Here is a 17122-nt window from a genome sequence, read left to right as displayed (position 1 = left end):
TAGTCGAAACAGGAAATCCATTTCTTACAAGATTTTTTTACTTTTTTTGTGATTGACTGATAAAAGTGCCGTCAGTTTTTTGAAAAGTAGGTTGAGATTAAGACTTCCTTAATCTTTGTCTGCTAGATTAAGGTCATGGAGAATGGGGATTTTCTTTATTTTTGTGTAAAATAAGAACAAGTTTTGAAAAAAGTGCGGTCAAAAAAATGCGAATTTTATTAATAGAAGATGATGCCTTAATTGGCAATGGCTTACAGATTGGGCTAACTAAATCGGGTTTTTTAGTTGATTGGTTTCAGGATGGCAAAACAGGATTAGAGGCGGTAAAAAGTGCGCCTTATGATGCGGTTGTGTTAGATTTAACCTTACCTAAAATGGATGGATTAGACATCCTGCAGCGTTGGCGTAAAGAAAAATACGATGTACCCGTATTAATTCTAACCGCGCGCGATACGCTAGATGAACGAGTGATGGGATTGCAAAAAGGAGCTGATGATTATTTATGTAAACCTTTTGCATTAGTCGAAGTGATTGCACGTTTGCAGGCACTCATTCGTCGTCGTTATGGGCAAGCTAGCCCAGTGATTGAACATAGCTTGGTCTGTTTTGACCCGAATCAGCGCAAAGTGTTTTTAAGACAGGAAGAGGTGGCGTTAACGACGAGAGAATATAAATTATTAGAGTTATTTATGTTGAATAAAGATCGCGTGCTTTCTCGCCGTATGATTGAAGAGAAACTTTATAACTGGGACGATGAAGTCAGTAGTAATGCCTTGGAGGTCCATATTTATAATTTACGCCAAAAATTAGGGAAACAATTTATTCGTACTGTGCATGGTGTAGGGTATGCGCTAGGAAAAAATGATGAAATGGCTTAAGCAAACAAGTTTACGAGTTCGTTTAATTTTCACGTTATCGTTGACCGCATTAGTGATTTGGTTAGCTTCAACCGCGGTGGCGTGGTTTCAAGTAAGAAAAGAAGTGAATGATGTTTTTGATGCGCAACAGATTCTATTAGCTCAGCGTTTGGCCTCAGCGAATTTACATAATATGCTGATTGCTCGTGCCCCTCATAATGTGAATAAACAGCTCAAGAAAGTTCGGCACTATGATGACGATGCTCTTGCTTTTGCAATTTTTAATCATCGCGGTGATCTTCTTTTAAGCGATGGGAATAATGGGGAAAATTTCATTTTTGCACCGCACAGTGGTTTTTCAGTCAGTGCTATCCGTGAAGATGACGATCGTTGGCGGATTTTTTGGTTGCCAGTCAATCAAGGAAAATGGATTATTGCCGTAGGGCAAGAAATGGACTATCGCGAAGATCTGATTAACCAAATGGTGTTTGGGCAAATGTGGATTTGGTTCGCGAGTTTACCTTTTTTATTAGGGATTTTGGTTTGGGTGATTAGCCGTGAGCTGCGACCGCTAAAACAAGTGAATGCGCAGTTAATGCAACGCCGTCCAGATGATACTTCACTTTTACCGAGCGAAAATTTACCGACAGAAATTTTACCGTTAATCCACAATTTAAATCATTTCTTTGAGCGAACTGCCACGATGTTATTGCGTGAGAGACGTTTTACTTCAGATGCCGCACATGAATTACGTAGTCCATTGGCGGCATTGCGCATTCAAACTGAAGTTGCACAAATGGCAGGAGATGATGCTTTGATGCGCGAGCAAGCCTTGCAAAACTTAACGTTAGGGATTGATCGTGCTAGTCAATTAATTGAACGTTTACTCACGCTCTCTCGTTTGGATAATTTAGCTGAGTTAGATGAAATGGAAGCGATTCATTGGGAGCCGTTAATTGCGTCTTTAGTGAGTGAACTTTATTTTTCTGCGCAAAAACGGCAAATGGATCTCCAATTTGAATTAATTGCCGCGCCACCAGTGCAACAAGGGCAACCCCTTTTATTATCATTAATGTTACGTAATTTGATTGATAATGCGCTTCGCTATTGCCCAGAAGGAAGTACCATAACGATTAAGCTTTATGCCGATCGTATTGTGATTGAAGATAATGGTAATGGGGTGAATGATGCCGATTTAGCGAAGTTAGGACAGCGTTTTTATCGTCCTGCAGGGCAAAATGAAAAGGGAAGTGGATTGGGTTTATCGATTGTTCAGCGCATTGCCACCCTACATCATTATCAATTCCGGTTAGAAAATGTGAAAGATGATAAGGGTTATATAAAAGGATTTAGATCATTGATTTTATTAAATAAAATTTAATTTTTTTAACTTGTTTTATTTTGCATCTTGGATATAATTGCGACGAATTCGTAGTGAATTTTATCCATTTTATTAAGAGGAAAAAACATGAAAATTAGTGCAAGAAATCAATTTAAAGGGAAAGTGGTCGCTTTAGAAAAAGGTGCTGTCAATGCCGTAGTAAGTATTGATATTGGCGCCGGGAATGTGATTACGTCAACCATTTCAATGGCTGCAGTAGAAGAATTGAAATTGGAAGTTGGTAAAGACGCTTACGCTATTATTAAAGCGACTTCTGTGATGGTCGGTGTAGAATAATCTCGCTAGTTTAAAAAAGCCTTGTGATGATGCTCACAAGGCTTTTTTTTAGCCAAGGCGTGCATTTTTCATAATACGATCTTTCGTGACTTTCCACTCGCGTTCTTTGATATCTTCACGTTTGTCGTGCTGTTTTTTCCCTTTGGCAAGACCAATTTTCAGTTTAGCCCAAGCGCCTTTCCAATAGAGTGAGAGAGCAACGATAGTATAGCCATCACGATTGGCTTTCCCAAATAATGATGCCAGTTCTTTTTGCTTGAGTAACAGCTTGCGTGTCCGTGTGGGATCACACACAATATGCGTTGAAACGACATTAAGTGGCTGAATTGTTGCACCAAATAAATAAGCTTCGCCTTGTTTAAAGATAATATAACTGTCACTAATGTTGGCTTTTCCAGCACGCATCGACTTCACTTCCCAGCCTTGCAATTCCAGACCCGCTTCCATTTCGTCTTCAATAAAATAATCGTGTCGTGCACGTTTATTTAAGGCTATCGTATTTGTGCCAACTTTTACTTTTTTCTTTGTCATAATAATCCGCGTCATCAAATTTTAATTTGCTTGATTTTACAGAAAGTTGCTTGAGATAGCAAAATTGCTTGCAATCAAGCTTGTTGTCTATAACATATTTTACTGTCTAAGGTGCGAGTAGAAATTGGCATCGAAAATAACATTCAAATGGTACTGACTATGAAATATAAAGATTTGCGTGATTTTCTTACTTTATTGGAACAGCGTGGTGAGCTAAAGCGGATCAAGCAAGAAATTGATCCACATTTAGAAATGACCGAAATTGCAGACCGCACATTGCGTGCGGGCGGTCCTGCGTTGTTGTTTGAAAATCCGAAAGGATTTGATATCCCCGTACTGTGTAATTTATTTGGGACACCGAAAAGAGTAGCAATGGGGATGGGGCAAGAGCAGGTCTCCGCGTTACGTGACGTCGGGAAATTATTGGCTTTTTTAAAAGAGCCTGAGCCACCGAAAGGGTTTAAAGATTTTCTTTCGAGTATTCCGCAATTTAAGCAGGTGTTGAATATGCCCACTAAAGTATTGGGTAAAGCTGATTGCCAACAAGTCGTTTTAAAGGACGAGGATGTTGATCTGTATAAGCTGCCTATTATGCAATGCTGGAAAGAAGATGTCGCGCCCTTAGTGACATGGGGCTTGACGATCACAAAAGGACCATTGAAAAAACGGCAAAATTTAGGCATTTATCGCCAACAATTAGTGGCTAAAAATAAATTGATTATGCGTTGGCTATCTCACCGTGGTGGCGCATTAGATTTCCAAGAGTGGAAAGAAACACACCCTAGCGAGCCATTTCCTGTTTCTGTGGCACTGGGTGCCGATCCTGCGACGATTTTAGGCGCCGTTACGCCGGTACCAGATACCTTGTCAGAGTATGCCTTTGCGGGATTATTACGTGGGACCAAGACGTCTGTGGTGAAATCCGTCAGCAATGATCTGGAAGTACCTGGCAGTGCAGAAATTGTGCTAGAAGGCTATATTGATCCGAATGAAACCGCCTTGGAAGGTCCATATGGTGATCATACGGGGTATTATAATGAACAAGAATATTTCCCTGTGTTTACGGTTACCCATATTACTATGCGTAAAGATCCGATTTATCATTCTACTTACACGGGGCGTCCGCCCGATGAGCCTGCTGTTTTGGGTGAAGCACTAAATGAAGTGTTTATTCCGATTCTGCAAAAGCAGTTTCCCGAAATTGTGGATTTTTATTTACCACCTGAAGGCTGTTCTTATCGTTTAGCGGTGGTTACGATTAAGAAACAGTATGCTGGTCATGCTAAACGCGTGATGATGGGCGTTTGGTCTTTCTTACGTCAGTTTATGTACACAAAGTTTGTGATTGTTTGTGATGATGATGTCAATGCACGAGATTGGAAAGATGTGATCTGGGCGATGACCACAAGATGTGATCCGGCTCGTGATTTAACTTTAGTGGAAAATACACCGATTGATTACCTTGATTTTGCTTCACCTGTTGCCGGTTTAGGCTCCAAAATGGGAATTGATGCAACCAATAAATGGCCGGGAGAAACTCAACGTGAATGGGGGGTACCGATTAAAAAAGATCCCGATGTTGTGAAAAGAGTGGATGAGATTTGGGACAGTTTAGCTATCTTTGAAAATGAGCCATAGCATAAAAAAGCCTGTAATATGTATTACAGGCTTTTTGAATTATTCAGTTTATTCTAATTCACCACAGAAACGATAACCTTCACCATGGATCGTGGCGATAATTTCTGGGGTTTCTGGATGATCTTCAAAATGTTTGCGAATACGACGAATAGTGACATCTACTGTCCGATCTTGTGGCTTTAATTCACGTCCCGTCATTTTCTTCAATAATTCTTCACGGGTTTGAATTTTGCCTGGGTTTTCACAGAAATGTAACATCGCACGGAATTCACTGCGTGGAAGTTTATATTCTTCCCCTTCTGGATTAATTAACGTGCGGCTATTTAAGTCTAGTGTCCAGCCATTAAAGCGATATTGCTCAATAGGATGATGGCTATCTTTACTATTTTCTTGCATCGTGCGTTGTAATAAATTTCGTGCACGAATGGTTAATTCTCTTGGATTGAATGGTTTTGTGATGTAATCATCCGCACCGATTTCTAGACCAAGAATTTTATCCACTTCATTATCGCGACCAGTTAAAAACATTAATGCGGTATTGGTCGTTTCTCGTAGTTCGCGGGCGAGCATGAGTCCATTCTTACCGGGTAAGTTGATATCCATAATGACAAGATTAATCACTTTATTAGACAGAATACGGTGCATCTGTGCGCCGTCTGCCGCCTCAAATACTTCATAACCTTCCGCCTCAAAAATACTTTTTAAGGTATTTCTGGTGATTGCTTCGTCTTCAACAATTAAAATTTGTGGCGTTCCCATTTATACATCCTATTACAAGTTTTCAATGTTAATCATTCTGTTAAGAATATTAAGGATAAAATTAACTTGCCCATTCTATAGTTGCAACATAATTGTAACAATAAGAAAAAGGCGTTTTGTTAAATTAGATGGTGATTTCATGATATAGATCATAAAAAAATCCCCCAATAGAGTGAGGTTATTGGGGGAAAAGTTGAGCAATAGCTCATTTTACTTACATACAAAAACGAGAGCCTTCTAGCGCTTCTTTTTACCGCCTTGGCGTGCTTTAAAACGCGGATTTTCTTTGCAAATAACATACACAACCCCATGGCGGCGTACAATCTTACAGCCGGGATGGCGTGTTTTCGCACTCTTTAATGAACTTAATACTTGCATGGGCGTGTCCTTATTTTGATTTTAATGTGCCAAATTTGCCGTAGCGATTGACAAAGTCGCTTGCACGACCTTCATTCGCAATTTGACGTGTTTTACCTGTATAGTACGGGTGTGATGCTGAGGAGGTATCACACATAAAGACAGGATATTCATGACCATCTTCCCATTTCATGGTCGTTGTGGTTCTGGCGCAAGAGCGAATTAAAAAACCTTGCTTTGCATTTGAGTCATAAAATAGTACAGTACGGTAATTTTCTGGATGAATACCTTTTTTCATATTGGCGTGCCTCTTATTTTTTTCTGAAAAATAACGAATGGGGCTATCCTACATGAAATAGAAATAATTATCAAAACTTATTTTTTATGGGAAAATAAGTGATCTCAGAATCCGTCACAGAGATAAACGGATTGTAATGTTTGTAATAATATGAAAAATAAGTCGTTTTTATTATTTTATGTTGTCGTGGAATGACATGGTTTTGCTTATGAAAAAAATATTTTTTATTTTCTTTTTAATTTGGACAAGTTTATCCGTCAATGCGGGCGTGTTTGATAAAAAAAACGCCTTTTTGAAAGCGGAGCAAGCATTTGTCTTCACAGAAAGGCAGCAGAATGACAGGCTATCTTTAAATTGGGATATTGCTTCTGGTTATTATCTGTATAAAAAAAGTCTTGAAATAAAAGGAGAGAATGGGCAACTGTTTATCCCTCAACTGCCGTTAGCGGAAATACATCAAGATGATTTTTTTGGTGACGTTGAGATTTATCGTCATCAATTGACCTTTTCTTTGCCTTTTACTCAGTTATCTGCGACGAAACAAGTTGAAATTACTTATCAAGGCTGCACAGAAGGTTTTTGCTATCCACCTGAAACCCGAGTGATTGCGTTAACCTCGTTAGAGAGGGAATCTGGGCAAATTTCAAGCGCGGTATTGAAAGAAGAGAGTGTACTTTCTGAACTACCATTAGCAGAGCAAGATCGTTTAGCTGCAAAGTTGATCGAGAGTAAATATGCGGTCTTTTGGTTTTTCTTGTTTGGTCTGGGACTCGCTTTTACTCCCTGTGTTTTGCCGATGCTGCCTTTATTATCAGCTATTGTCATTGGTCGTGAACAGCGTCCGAGTACAGCCAAAGCGTTCGGATTAAGCGTTGTGTATGTACAAGGGATGGCGTTGACTTATACTTTGCTTGGTTTAATTGTGGCAGCGATTGGTTTACCTTTTCAAGTGGCATTACAAAGCCCTTATGTCTTATTAACGTTATCCGCGATTTTTGTGTTGCTCGCTTTATCTATGTTTGGGCTATTCACTTTGCAATTACCTGTTAGCTTGCAAACCAAATTAACCCAATATAGCCAGCAGCAGAAATCAGGGGTATTTGGTGGGGTGTTTGTGATGGGAATGATTGCAGGCTTAGTCGCGTCACCTTGCACTTCTGCACCATTATCCGGCGCATTACTTTATGTGGCGCAAAGTGGTGATTTATTCACCGGTGCGATCACCTTATATTTATTAGCCTTAGGGATGGGCTTACCACTCATTTTTATTACTGTCTTTGGTAATAATATCTTGCCAAAATCAGGTAATTGGATGATTCAAGTGAAAAATGCGTTTGGTTTTGTGTTGTTAGCCTTGCCGATCTTTTTAATTTCGCGTGTGTTTCCTGAAATCGAAATGCCATTATGGTTCAGTTTAGCGTTTGCGTTCTCGCTATGGTTGTTGTATCAATTCAGAAATAATAAAGGGGTATGGGTATTCACTTTTATCCTTGGTGTAATGGGGTATTTATATTATAGCTATGCAATGAACCGATATACGCCAGCACATCAAACGACTTCTCTGTCTCAATTTGAACGCATTACCAGTTATGCCCAATTACAACAAGTGTTAAGCAAGAATCCTAACTCTCTGGCGATGTTAGATTTATATGCGGATTGGTGTGTTGCCTGTAAAGAGTTTGAAACGCATACCTTTAGCGATGTTGCTGTACAGAAAGCATTTGCCGATGTTTTACTTTTACAAGTTGATATGACGAAGAACAGTGAGGCGAATCGGGAACTTATGCAAAAGCTTCACGTCATTGGTTTGCCTACCTTGATTTTCTTTAATCAACAAGGTCAGGAAATTGAAGGCTCAAGAATAACAGGTTTTATGCAAGCCAGCCCTTTTGTGGATTGGTTACAAAAAATGAAGTCTATTCAGCCAATTAGCCAATAAGGAAGAGGCTTCTTCTTATCTTTGTGAGCGCTAAAACAATACAGCTTATTTTTATGATGAGAGAAATAAGCTGTTTTTTTATTGAAAATCGTTACACAAGCGCAAACGTTTGCGTTATAATGCGACCTTTCTTTTATGACTTATTTTCAACGCTTAATTTTAAGGATTTTCCATGCAACCTAATCGTCCTATTCGCCAAGCATTACTGAGTGTTTCTGATAAAACAGGTATTGTTGAGTTCGCTCAAGCTCTTGTTCAACGTGGTGTGAAATTACTTTCAACAGGTGGTACTGCCAAATTATTAGCTGACCACGGCTTAGCGGTAACAGAAGTCTCAGATTACACAGGCTTTCCAGAAATGATGGATGGACGCGTGAAGACATTACATCCCAAAGTACATGGTGGTATTTTAGGGCGTCGTGGTACAGATGATGAGGTGATGAGCCAACAGGGTATCGAAGGTATCGATATGGTGGTGGTGAATTTATACCCTTTTGCTGCAACGGTTGCGAAACCAAATTGCAGTTTAGAAGATGCCGTGGAAAATATTGATATTGGCGGACCAACAATGGTGCGCTCAGCCGCGAAAAATCATCAAGATGTTGCAATTGTCGTTAATAATAGCGATTTCAACGCGATTCTGGCTGAAATGGATCAACACCAAAATAGCCTAACGTTGGAAACTCGCTTTGATCTTGCGATTAAAGCGTTTGAACATACGGCACAATATGATGCCATGATTGCGAACTATTTTGGTCAATTAGTCAAACCTTATTTTGTTGCAGAGGAAGAAGATGCCGAGGCGAAGTGCGGTCAGTTTCCACGTACTTTAAATTTAAACTTTATCCGTAAACAAACCATGCGTTATGGTGAGAATGGGCATCAAAAAGCCGCTTTTTATGTGGAGCAAGACGTAAAAGAAGCTTCTGTATCCACCGCAAAACAATTACAAGGTAAAGCCCTTTCTTATAACAATATCGCTGATACCGATGCTGCGCTTGAATGTGTGAAAAGCTTTGATGAGCCGGCTTGTGTCATTGTGAAACACGCCAATCCTTGTGGTGTGGCATTAGGCGCAGACATTTTGGCGGCTTATAACCGGGCTTATCAGACTGACCCGACTTCCGCTTTCGGTGGCATTATTGCCTTTAACCGTGAGTTAGATGCCACCACTGCGCAAACGATTATTGATCGTCAATTCGTGGAAGTGATTATTGCACCAATGGTTGCTGAAGAGGCAAAAGCTTTATTGAAAGCAAAGAAAAATGTGCGAGTGTTAGAATGTGGTGAGTGGTCAGGTACGCAACAACGCCTAGATGTAAAGCGTGTCAATGGCGGTTTATTGGTTCAAGAAGCTGATTTAGGCATGGTCGATTTAGCTGACTTAAAAGTGGTGAGCAAACGTCAGCCGACAGAGCAAGAATTAAAAGATTTGTTATTCTGCTGGAAAGTGGCGAAATTTGTTAAATCGAATGCCATCGTATATGCCAAAGATAACCAAACTATTGGTATTGGTGCGGGGCAAATGAGCCGTGTCTATTCGGCTAAAATTGCGGGCATTAAAGCGCAAGATGAAGGACTGGATGTGGCAGGTTGTGTGATGGCGTCTGATGCGTTCTTCCCATTCCGTGATGGAATTGATGCTGCTGCCAAAGTAGGGATTCAATGCGTGATTCATCCAGGTGGTTCAATGCGTGATCAAGAAGTGATCGACGCCGCCGATGAACATAATATGGTGATGGTATTGACCGGAATGCGTCACTTTAGACACTAGGATGTGCAATGTCATTTTTGACATTAAGGTAAATCAGGATGAAAAAAAGTCTTTTTATTTTATTGGGCTATTCCGCCGTTTTGCTATTGAGCGAAATACTTTATCGTTATTTTTTCAAGATTAATAGCTTATACCGTATTAGTGAAAGTTTTCTGATTATCTTTGTTGTCCTTTCATTATTTTATTTTTCTAAATATAGGGTATCACGCTTTTTTATCGCTTTATTCTTTTCTTGTAGTACGTTGATTAATAACGTGCATTATGAGGTTTATCAAAACTGGATTAATGGCACGAATTATCTACTAATGTTTAAAGAATATTGGGAAGTCACCCATGCCGGTTTACATATGTTAGACAAACTTGCCGGTGGCATTATTTGGGGGGCGCTAGATATCCTGATTTTTATTTCCATATCGCGTTTTAGGCAAAAAACGCATTGGGTGGCTGATATTTCGTTTATCTTGGTGATGGGCTATATCTTTGTGCGTTCTTTTTATACCAATCAAGAGTTAGGGATCACCTCTAATCCTGGATATTCGAGAATTAAAGCCAACTTTTTCGCCTTTGGTTACTTTATTGGTAAAACACTGCCTTATGATCTCTTTAATTTGAGTAATGTGTCTGTGTATTATCGAGATAAACCTAATATGACACAGCCTACCATGGCAAAAAATATTGTCCTAATTATGGGGGAAAGTTTGAGTGCGAGCAATGTAGGGACGTTTGGCTACGAAAGGCAAACCATGCCATTTTTGGATCAGTTAGTCAAAAATGCACCGGCAGAAACGCTATTGAAACCAGCCTATTCTGCTGGGTTAGGTACGGCTATTTCATTGCCTGCTTTTTTTAATGCGATTCCTCGTCCAAATGGTCTAGAACAAATTGTTAGTGGCAGAACAAACTTGTTCCGTTTAGCGAAAGAACGAGGCTATCAGACCTATTTTTATTCAGCGCAGCCTGAAAACCAAATGATGATCATGAGTATCATGGGGAAAACCTGGGTTGATCATTTACTTTTCCCGAGTGATATCGGCTATAAACGTTCAGAGGGAATGCATGATCATGCCCTTCTCCCTTTATTTGAACAAATAGATTTGAGTGAAGGGAATCATTTTATCGTGTTACATCAAAGAGGGTCTCACGCACCCTATGCATATTATTTATCGGAAGAAGAAAAAGCATTTAAAGAAAACACGCCATTAGATAATTATGACAGCACGCTTTACAATACGGATCAGTTTATTGAAAAAGTTTTTAAGCAGCTCAAACAACATCATGATGACTGGGTATTAATTTACACATCGGATCATGGGCAGTTTGTGTCAAACCAAGTGTATAACCAAGGTACAGCAAAAGAAGCAAATTACTTAGTGCCGATAATGACTTATACCGAAAATACAGCGTTGCAGCAGCTACAACGACCGTTTTTAGCCTGCGACAGACTGTTTCATCAACAATTATCGACATTCATTATCAAGATGTTGGGATATGATATGCCGATTTCAGATTGTCAACATGGGGTAATTAATTCATTGATTTTAACGGGTGATTCAGGTTATTTAGAAGTACAAGCCAATCAGCCACCTGCATTTTTTATACCTAAAAATCGTTTCAAAAAGGAATAAATATGAATATTTTGATTATTGGAAATGGCGGTCGTGAACATGCTTTGGCTTGGAAAGTCGCGCAGTCACCAATGGCAGAGAAAGTGTTTGTTGCACCGGGCAATGCAGGAACTGCATTAGAAGAGAAAGTGGAAAATGTTGCGATTTCCGCTACCGATGTGGAAAAATTAGTGGCATTTGCACAAGCAAACCATATTGGCTTAACCATTGTTGGACCGGAAGCCCCATTGGTCATTGGTGTAGTTGATGCATTCCGTGCGGCAGGGTTGAAAATTTTCGGACCAACCAAAGCAGCCGCACAATTAGAAGGTTCAAAAGCTTTTACGAAAGATTTCTTAGCTCGTCATCACATTCCAACGGCGGAATACCAAAACTTTACAGAAGTGGAACCTGCGCTTGCCTATTTACGTGAAAAAGGTGCACCAATTGTGGTGAAAGCCGATGGACTTGCTGCAGGGAAAGGGGTGATTGTGGCAATGACCTTAGACGAAGCAGAAGCCGCAGTGAAAGAGATGCTTTCAGGCAATGCCTTTGGTGAGGCGGGTAGCCGAGTAGTCATTGAAGAATTTTTAGACGGCGAAGAAGCCAGTTTCATCGTGATGGTGGACGGTAAAAATGTGGAGCCGATGGCAACCAGTCAAGACCATAAACGTGTTGGCGAGAATGACACGGGTTTAAATACAGGTGGCATGGGCGCGTATTCGCCTGCACCAGTTGTGACGCCAGAGATTCATGAGCGTATTATGCAGCAAGTGATTTATCCAACGGTAAATGGTATGGCAGCCGAAGGGAATATTTATACCGGATTCCTTTATGCTGGCTTGATGATTATGCCAAATGGTCAACCAAAGGTTATCGAATTTAACTGCCGTTTTGGTGATCCTGAAACTCAACCAATTATGCTACGTTTAGAATCTGATTTAGTGGAACTTTGTCTTGCGGCATGTGACGGTAAATTAGATCAGAAAAAATCGCAATGGTGTGAGCAAGCGTCACTGGGTATCGTGCTTGCAGCGGAAAGTTACCCAGGCGATTATCGCAAAGGTGATGAAATCACGGGCATTGAAAGTGCGGTCGAAAATCAAAAAGTTTTTTTAGCCGGCGTGGAAAATAAAGACGGCAAATTAGTCACCAATGGGGGACGTGTTGTGTGCGTGACGGCATTAGGCGACACCGTTTACGATGCGCAACAACAAGCACTGGCACTGGCTGAACAAGTGAAATGGACAGGACGTTTTTATCGCCGTGATATTGGTTATCGTGCGGTGGCAAGAGAGAAAAATAACGCTTAATTGGCATGATGAATTTTTTTCATTATAAAAATGAAAAAATTCCCACAACATTTTCATTAAAAAATAGCGTGTAAACGAGTACACTAAACAAATTCACCATCATCTTTACTTAAAAGAGGACATCATAATGTTAAAAAGAAGTATGAACATCGCTGATTACGATCCGGTTTTATGGCAGGCAATTCAAGACGAAAATCGCCGTCAAGAAGAACACATTGAATTAATTGCATCAGAAAACTATGCCAGCCCACGCGTGATGGAAGCACAGGGTTCTCAATTTACCAATAAATATGCGGAAGGTTACCCGGGTAAACGTTATTATGGTGGTTGTGAATATGCAGATATCGTTGAGCAATTAGCGATTGATCGTGCAAAAGAGTTATTTCATGCGGATTATGTGAACGTACAACCCCACTCGGGTTCGCAAGCTAACGCGGCAGTGTATGGTGCCTTATTACAGCCACATGACACTATTCTTGGTATGAGCCTTGCACACGGGGGACACTTAACGCACGGTGCATCAGTGAGCTTTTCGGGTAAAATCTATAATGCAGTACAATATGGAATTACTGCCGAAGGTTTAATTGATTATGAAGATGTGCGTCAAAAAGCCTTAGAGTGCAAGCCAAAAATGATCGTGGCGGGTTTCTCTGCCTATTCGCAAGTAGTGGATTGGGCGAAAATGCGTGAAATCGCTGATGAAGTGGGGGCGTATCTTTTCGTGGATATGGCGCACGTGGCAGGGCTGATTGCAGCAGGTGTTTACCCAAGTCCGTTACCACATGCACATGTTGTGACTACTACCACACACAAAACCTTAGGGGGACCTCGTGGTGGTTTAATTCTATCGGCTGCGAAAGATGAAGATCTTTATAAAAAATTACAAAGTTCTGTTTTCCCTGCCAACCAAGGTGGTCCGTTAGTGCATGTGATCGCCGCAAAAGCGGTCTGTTTTAAAGAAGCGCTTGAGCCTGAATACAAAGTGTATCAACAACAAGTGGTGAAAAATGCGAAAGCCATGGTGGACGTGTTTAAACAACGTGGTTATAACGTGGTATCCAATGGCACAGAAAACCATTTATTCTTAGTAGATTTAGTTAGCCACGGTTTAACCGGTAAAGCAGCAGATGCTGCGTTAGGCAGTGCAAACATTACCGTCAACAAAAATGCGGTACCAAACGATCCACAAAAACCATTTGTGACCTCAGGTATCCGTGTCGGCACACCATCTATCACCCGTCGTGGCTTTAAAGAAGCTGAATCGGCAGAATTAGCCGGTTGGATGTGTGATGTGTTGGATGCGATGGGTAAAGACAACGAAGCACAAGTGGTTGCACAGACAAAAGAGAAAGTCTTAGCAATTTGTAAACGTCTTCCTGTTTATGCTTAATTGACTTTTACTTGAGAACGACATAAGCGGTGTTTATCACCGCTTATTTTTTGCCTTAATCTTTTGATAGCCGTAAATAGACAAAATAAAAAAACGGTCTGAAATTTTTCAATTTCAGACCGCACTTAGTTAAGTTCGCTTAAGGGAGTTCATCAAGAGCATCGTTATCCACTTTCGGTGGCAACATGTGTTCGCGTTTCAAGCCTAAGTCATAAGCAAGCGCAATTGCCACGAAAATAGAGGAGTAGGTACCAAAACCAATCCCAATTAATAACGCAACGGAAAAACTGTGAATACTCGGTCCACCGAATAATAACAAGGAAACCACGACGATAATGGTTGTCGCGGAGGTCATTAAAGTTCTTGATAACGTTTGCGACAGCGATATATTGATAATATCTAAAACATCTGTTCGTCTAATTTTACGGATGTTTTCTCGTACACGGTCAAAGACGACAATACTGTCATTGAGTGAATAACCTACCACAGTGAGAATCGCTGCCACAAAGGTGAGGTTCATTTCAATTTGCAGTAAAGAAAAGAGTCCAAGCGTTACCAACACATCATGCGCTAATGAAGCAACCGCCCCTAATGCTAGACGCCATTCAAAGCGCATACCGATATAAACTAATAACATCAATAAGGTCGCTAAGGTCGCATAAATCGCAGATTGGGTTAATTCTTCACCTACGTTTGGTCCCACAAACTCAATACTGTGTACAGTGACATTTTTATCTACCGTCGCAGCAAACAGTTCTTTAATATTGTTACCAATATTGGCATCACTGATCGCGGCAGGTAAACGAATAATAATATCGCGCACACTACCTGAGTTTTGTACAATCGCCCCTTGAATACCTTTTTGCTCAAGAGTGAGGCGAACTTTATCTAATTCGGCAGGCTGAGAAAAGCTCATGTCAATGACTGTTCCACCGGTAAAGTCGAGCCCCCAGTTAAAGCCTTTGGTCACGATGAAAAAGAGTGACGCAACAATGACTAAAATCGAAAGTAGATAGCCCCATTTACGGTGAGCCATAAAGTGAATTAAGCGATAGGGTAGTTTAATATTGCTCAATTCAGGCGCATCTTTTTTATCTGTAAATAAACTCACAATATCCTCGCTAAATTGACAATTTGTTTATACGTTTACCGCCGTACAAGAAGTTGACGATTGCACGTGTGCCGACAATGGCGGTAAACATGGAAATCCCTACCCCAAGGGCAAGTGTAATTGCAAAGCCTTTCACCGGACCTGCACCCACGGCATAAAGAATCACGGAGGTGAGAATAGTGGTTAAGTTTGCATCAAAAATACTGGTGAATGCGCCAGAATAGCCTTCGTGAATGGCTTGCTGAATAGGTCTACCATTACGGATTTCTTCTTTAATACGTTCAAAGATCAGTACGTTAGCATCAATGGACATCCCAACGGATAGTACGATCCCAGCAATTCCTGGCATTGACAAGGTGGCGCCCGGCAGTAATGACATTAAACCAACCACTAAAACAATATTCGCAATCAACGCAATATTAGCGATCAAACCAAATTTACGATAGTAAAGTGTCATGAAAATAATGACGGCGAGTAAGCCCCAGAAACTGGCCTCTAAACCTTGGCGTACGTTTTCAGCCCCCAGTGAGGGTCCAATCGTGCGTTCTTCGACAATTTGAATGGGGGCAATTAAGGCACCAGAACGGAGTAACACTGCAAGATTTAACGCTTCTGCAGGGCTATCAATGCCGGTAATTTGGAATTGGCTACCAAAACGGCCTTGAATCGTCGCGACGTTAATGACTTCCTCGTGTTTTTCTAAGATCGCTTTGCCATTTTCATCTTTCTTACCGCTGTCTTTATATTCAACATATAACGTCGCCATCGGTTTTTTCAGATTCAAACGGGTAGCTTGTGACATGATCTCGCCACCTTCACTGTCTAAGGTCACGCTGACTTGCGGACGGGAAGTTTGTTGATCTAGCCCTGAACTGGCGTTAGTAATATGTTCACCACCGAGTACGGCACGTTTATACAGGACAACTGGGCGACCATTGCGATCCAATTTTACTTCTGAATCATTTGGTACAAAGCCGCGTGTTGCCGAATCAAGATTGACATTTTCATTGACTAAACGGAATTCCAACGTCGCGGTTGCGCCTAGGATTTCTTTCGCACGCGCGGTATCTTGTACACCAGGTAACTCAACCACAATACGTTCAGCGCCTTGACGTTGAATCACTGCTTCAGACACACCCAATTCAGACACACGTTTACGTAAAATCGTCAAGTTTTGCTCAATAGCACTTTCACGAGATTCATTGAGTGCGGCTTCAGAAAGGGTTAACGCTAAGGTATTGTCTGAAACGCTTTTAATCTCTAAATTATGATGCTGTTTACGTAAAAAACGTTGTACCTCATCCAGTTGTTCTGGTTTTAATAAGGTGACGAGCGTACTGAAATTTTCAGCAGATTTAATCCCCGTATACTGATATTTTTCTTTACGTAATTGGGTACGCAGGTTGTCTTGTAATTGTTCTTGACGTTTATGTAAAGCCGATTTCATATCCACTTCCATTAAGAAGCGGACACCACCACGTAAGTCTAATCCCCATTTCATCGGATAAGCGCCAACTGAAGTGAGCCACTTCGGTGTTGCCGGCGCAAGGTTTAAGGCAACAGAATAGCCATTACCTAATTTTTCAGACAGTTTATCTTTGGCAAGTAATTGATCATCGGTATTATGAAAACGAGCAAGAATAGAGCCATTTTCTAGAATAATCGATTTAGTTTCTAAGTTGTTTTGATTTAATAAAGTTTGGACTTCACTAAATATTTGAGCATTGGCTTCTTGTCCTCGGGTGCCAGAAATTTGCACTGCGGGATCTTCACCATAAAGATTTGGAAGAGAGTATAAAACGCCAATGGCGATCACGAGGATCACCATTAGGTTCTTCCAAAGAGGGTAACGATTTAACATAGTTTTCCCTTT

At 40.7% G+C, this 17122-nt stretch carries 15 protein-coding genes; 9 read left to right on the top strand and 6 right to left on the bottom strand.

The features are described from left to right. Positions 1–206: 206 nt before the first annotated feature. The 3 genes from CKV69_RS05195 (at position 207) to CKV69_RS05185 (ending at position 2535) form a co-directional block, all read left to right on the top strand. Positions 207–878: a response regulator gene (locus CKV69_RS05195; RefSeq protein WP_005723597.1), complete on the top strand. Its 672-nt coding sequence runs from the start codon at positions 207–209 to the stop codon at positions 876–878. Next, on the top strand, positions 865–2238 hold the full coding sequence (gene qseC / locus CKV69_RS05190) for a quorum sensing histidine kinase QseC (protein WP_014326225.1): 1374 nt from the start codon (positions 865–867) through the stop codon (positions 2236–2238). The genes CKV69_RS05195 and qseC overlap by 14 nt, the downstream gene beginning before the upstream one ends. An 87-nt stretch (positions 2239–2325) precedes the next feature. Further along, positions 2326–2535: a TOBE domain-containing protein gene (locus tag CKV69_RS05185; protein ID WP_005723602.1), complete on the top strand. Its 210-nt coding sequence runs from the start codon at positions 2326–2328 to the stop codon at positions 2533–2535. Positions 2536–2583: 48 nt separating this feature from the next. Here the strand turns inward: CKV69_RS05185 and smpB are convergent, their stop codons facing one another. Beyond that, complete coding sequence (gene smpB / locus CKV69_RS05180; RefSeq protein ID WP_014326224.1) at positions 2584–3066, bottom strand: SsrA-binding protein SmpB; 483 nt, start codon at positions 3064–3066, stop codon at positions 2584–2586. A gap of 159 nt (positions 3067–3225) precedes the next feature. Between smpB and ubiD the strand changes: the two genes are divergently transcribed. Then, complete coding sequence (gene ubiD / locus CKV69_RS05175) at positions 3226–4704, top strand: 4-hydroxy-3-polyprenylbenzoate decarboxylase (protein ID WP_014326223.1); 1479 nt, start codon at positions 3226–3228, stop codon at positions 4702–4704. A 48-nt stretch (positions 4705–4752) separates the two neighbouring features. Here the strand turns inward: ubiD and arcA are convergent, their stop codons facing one another. The 3 genes from arcA to CKV69_RS05160 form a co-directional block, all read right to left on the bottom strand. Then, positions 4753–5463, bottom strand: coding sequence for a two-component system response regulator ArcA (gene arcA / locus CKV69_RS05170; protein WP_005723609.1), 711 nt, complete (start codon positions 5461–5463; stop codon positions 4753–4755). A gap of 237 nt (positions 5464–5700) precedes the next feature. Next, positions 5701–5841 (bottom strand): type B 50S ribosomal protein L36, encoded by a 141-nt coding sequence (ykgO, locus tag CKV69_RS05165; protein WP_005720998.1) that lies wholly within the window; start codon positions 5839–5841, stop codon positions 5701–5703. A 10-nt stretch (positions 5842–5851) separates the two neighbouring features. Then, positions 5852–6118, bottom strand: a complete 267-nt coding sequence (locus CKV69_RS05160) for a type B 50S ribosomal protein L31 (protein WP_005720999.1) — start codon at positions 6116–6118, stop codon at positions 5852–5854. Between the two features lie 208 nt (positions 6119–6326). Between CKV69_RS05160 and CKV69_RS05155 the strand changes: the two genes are divergently transcribed. The 5 genes from CKV69_RS05155 (at position 6327) to glyA (ending at position 14138) form a co-directional block, all read left to right on the top strand. Next, the gene (locus CKV69_RS05155; protein WP_014326221.1) at positions 6327–8057 is read left to right on the top strand and encodes a protein-disulfide reductase DsbD; all 1731 of its coding nucleotides are present in this window, start codon (positions 6327–6329) and stop codon (positions 8055–8057) included. A gap of 172 nt (positions 8058–8229) precedes the next feature. Continuing rightward, entirely contained in the window at positions 8230–9831 is a 1602-nt protein-coding gene (gene purH / locus CKV69_RS05150; protein ID WP_014326220.1) for a bifunctional phosphoribosylaminoimidazolecarboxamide formyltransferase/IMP cyclohydrolase, read from the top strand. A gap of 38 nt (positions 9832–9869) precedes the next feature. Beyond that, complete coding sequence (locus CKV69_RS05145) at positions 9870–11456, top strand: phosphoethanolamine transferase (protein WP_025248493.1); 1587 nt, start codon at positions 9870–9872, stop codon at positions 11454–11456. 2 nt (positions 11457–11458) lie between these two features. Next, complete coding sequence (gene purD / locus CKV69_RS05140) at positions 11459–12748, top strand: phosphoribosylamine--glycine ligase (RefSeq protein WP_014326218.1); 1290 nt, start codon at positions 11459–11461, stop codon at positions 12746–12748. A 127-nt stretch (positions 12749–12875) separates the two neighbouring features. Next, the gene (glyA, locus tag CKV69_RS05135) at positions 12876–14138 is read left to right on the top strand and encodes a serine hydroxymethyltransferase (RefSeq protein WP_014326217.1); all 1263 of its coding nucleotides are present in this window, start codon (positions 12876–12878) and stop codon (positions 14136–14138) included. Positions 14139–14277: 139 nt separating this feature from the next. Here glyA and secF read toward each other — a convergent pair whose 3' ends face one another. Both secF and secD read right to left on the bottom strand, forming a co-directional pair. After that, positions 14278–15249 carry a protein translocase subunit SecF gene (gene secF / locus CKV69_RS05130; protein WP_005721047.1) on the bottom strand — a complete coding sequence of 324 codons (972 nt, stop codon included), beginning with the start codon at positions 15247–15249 and terminating at the stop codon, positions 14278–14280. A 10-nt stretch (positions 15250–15259) separates the two neighbouring features. Then, positions 15260–17110 carry a protein translocase subunit SecD gene (gene secD / locus CKV69_RS05125; RefSeq protein ID WP_005723622.1) on the bottom strand — a complete coding sequence of 617 codons (1851 nt, stop codon included), beginning with the start codon at positions 17108–17110 and terminating at the stop codon, positions 15260–15262. Positions 17111–17122: the final 12 nt, after the last annotated feature.

The organism is Pasteurella multocida (assembly GCF_900187275.1).
Lineage (GTDB): Bacteria > Pseudomonadota > Gammaproteobacteria > Enterobacterales > Pasteurellaceae > Pasteurella > Pasteurella multocida.
Note: the sequence above shows the minus strand (reverse complement) of the source record. Positions and strands in the feature narration are given on the sequence as shown.

What these genes read in the sequence shown, in the direction of transcription:
- ubiD (WP_014326223.1), top strand. Translation starts at nt 3,226, where the DNA reads ATGAAATATAAAGATTTGCGTGATTTTCTTACTTTATTGGAACAGCGT.
- purH (WP_014326220.1), top strand. Translation starts at nt 8,230, where the DNA reads ATGCAACCTAATCGTCCTATTCGCCAAGCATTACTGAGTGTTTCTGAT.
- qseC (WP_014326225.1), top strand. Translation starts at nt 865, where the DNA reads ATGAAATGGCTTAAGCAAACAAGTTTACGAGTTCGTTTAATTTTCACG.
- glyA (WP_014326217.1), top strand. Translation starts at nt 12,876, where the DNA reads ATGTTAAAAAGAAGTATGAACATCGCTGATTACGATCCGGTTTTATGG.
- CKV69_RS05185 (WP_005723602.1), top strand. Translation starts at nt 2,326, where the DNA reads ATGAAAATTAGTGCAAGAAATCAATTTAAAGGGAAAGTGGTCGCTTTA.
- smpB (WP_014326224.1), bottom strand. Translation starts at nt 3,066, where the DNA reads ATGACAAAGAAAAAAGTAAAAGTTGGCACAAATACGATAGCCTTAAAT.
- purD (WP_014326218.1), top strand. Translation starts at nt 11,459, where the DNA reads ATGAATATTTTGATTATTGGAAATGGCGGTCGTGAACATGCTTTGGCT.
- CKV69_RS05155 (WP_014326221.1), top strand. Translation starts at nt 6,327, where the DNA reads ATGAAAAAAATATTTTTTATTTTCTTTTTAATTTGGACAAGTTTATCC.
- arcA (WP_005723609.1), bottom strand. Translation starts at nt 5,463, where the DNA reads ATGGGAACGCCACAAATTTTAATTGTTGAAGACGAAGCAATCACCAGA.
- ykgO (WP_005720998.1), bottom strand. Translation starts at nt 5,841, where the DNA reads ATGCAAGTATTAAGTTCATTAAAGAGTGCGAAAACACGCCATCCCGGC.
- CKV69_RS05145 (WP_025248493.1), top strand. Translation starts at nt 9,870, where the DNA reads ATGAAAAAAAGTCTTTTTATTTTATTGGGCTATTCCGCCGTTTTGCTA.
- CKV69_RS05195 (WP_005723597.1), top strand. Translation starts at nt 207, where the DNA reads ATGCGAATTTTATTAATAGAAGATGATGCCTTAATTGGCAATGGCTTA.
- secD (WP_005723622.1), bottom strand. Translation starts at nt 17,110, where the DNA reads ATGTTAAATCGTTACCCTCTTTGGAAGAACCTAATGGTGATCCTCGTG.
- CKV69_RS05160 (WP_005720999.1), bottom strand. Translation starts at nt 6,118, where the DNA reads ATGAAAAAAGGTATTCATCCAGAAAATTACCGTACTGTACTATTTTAT.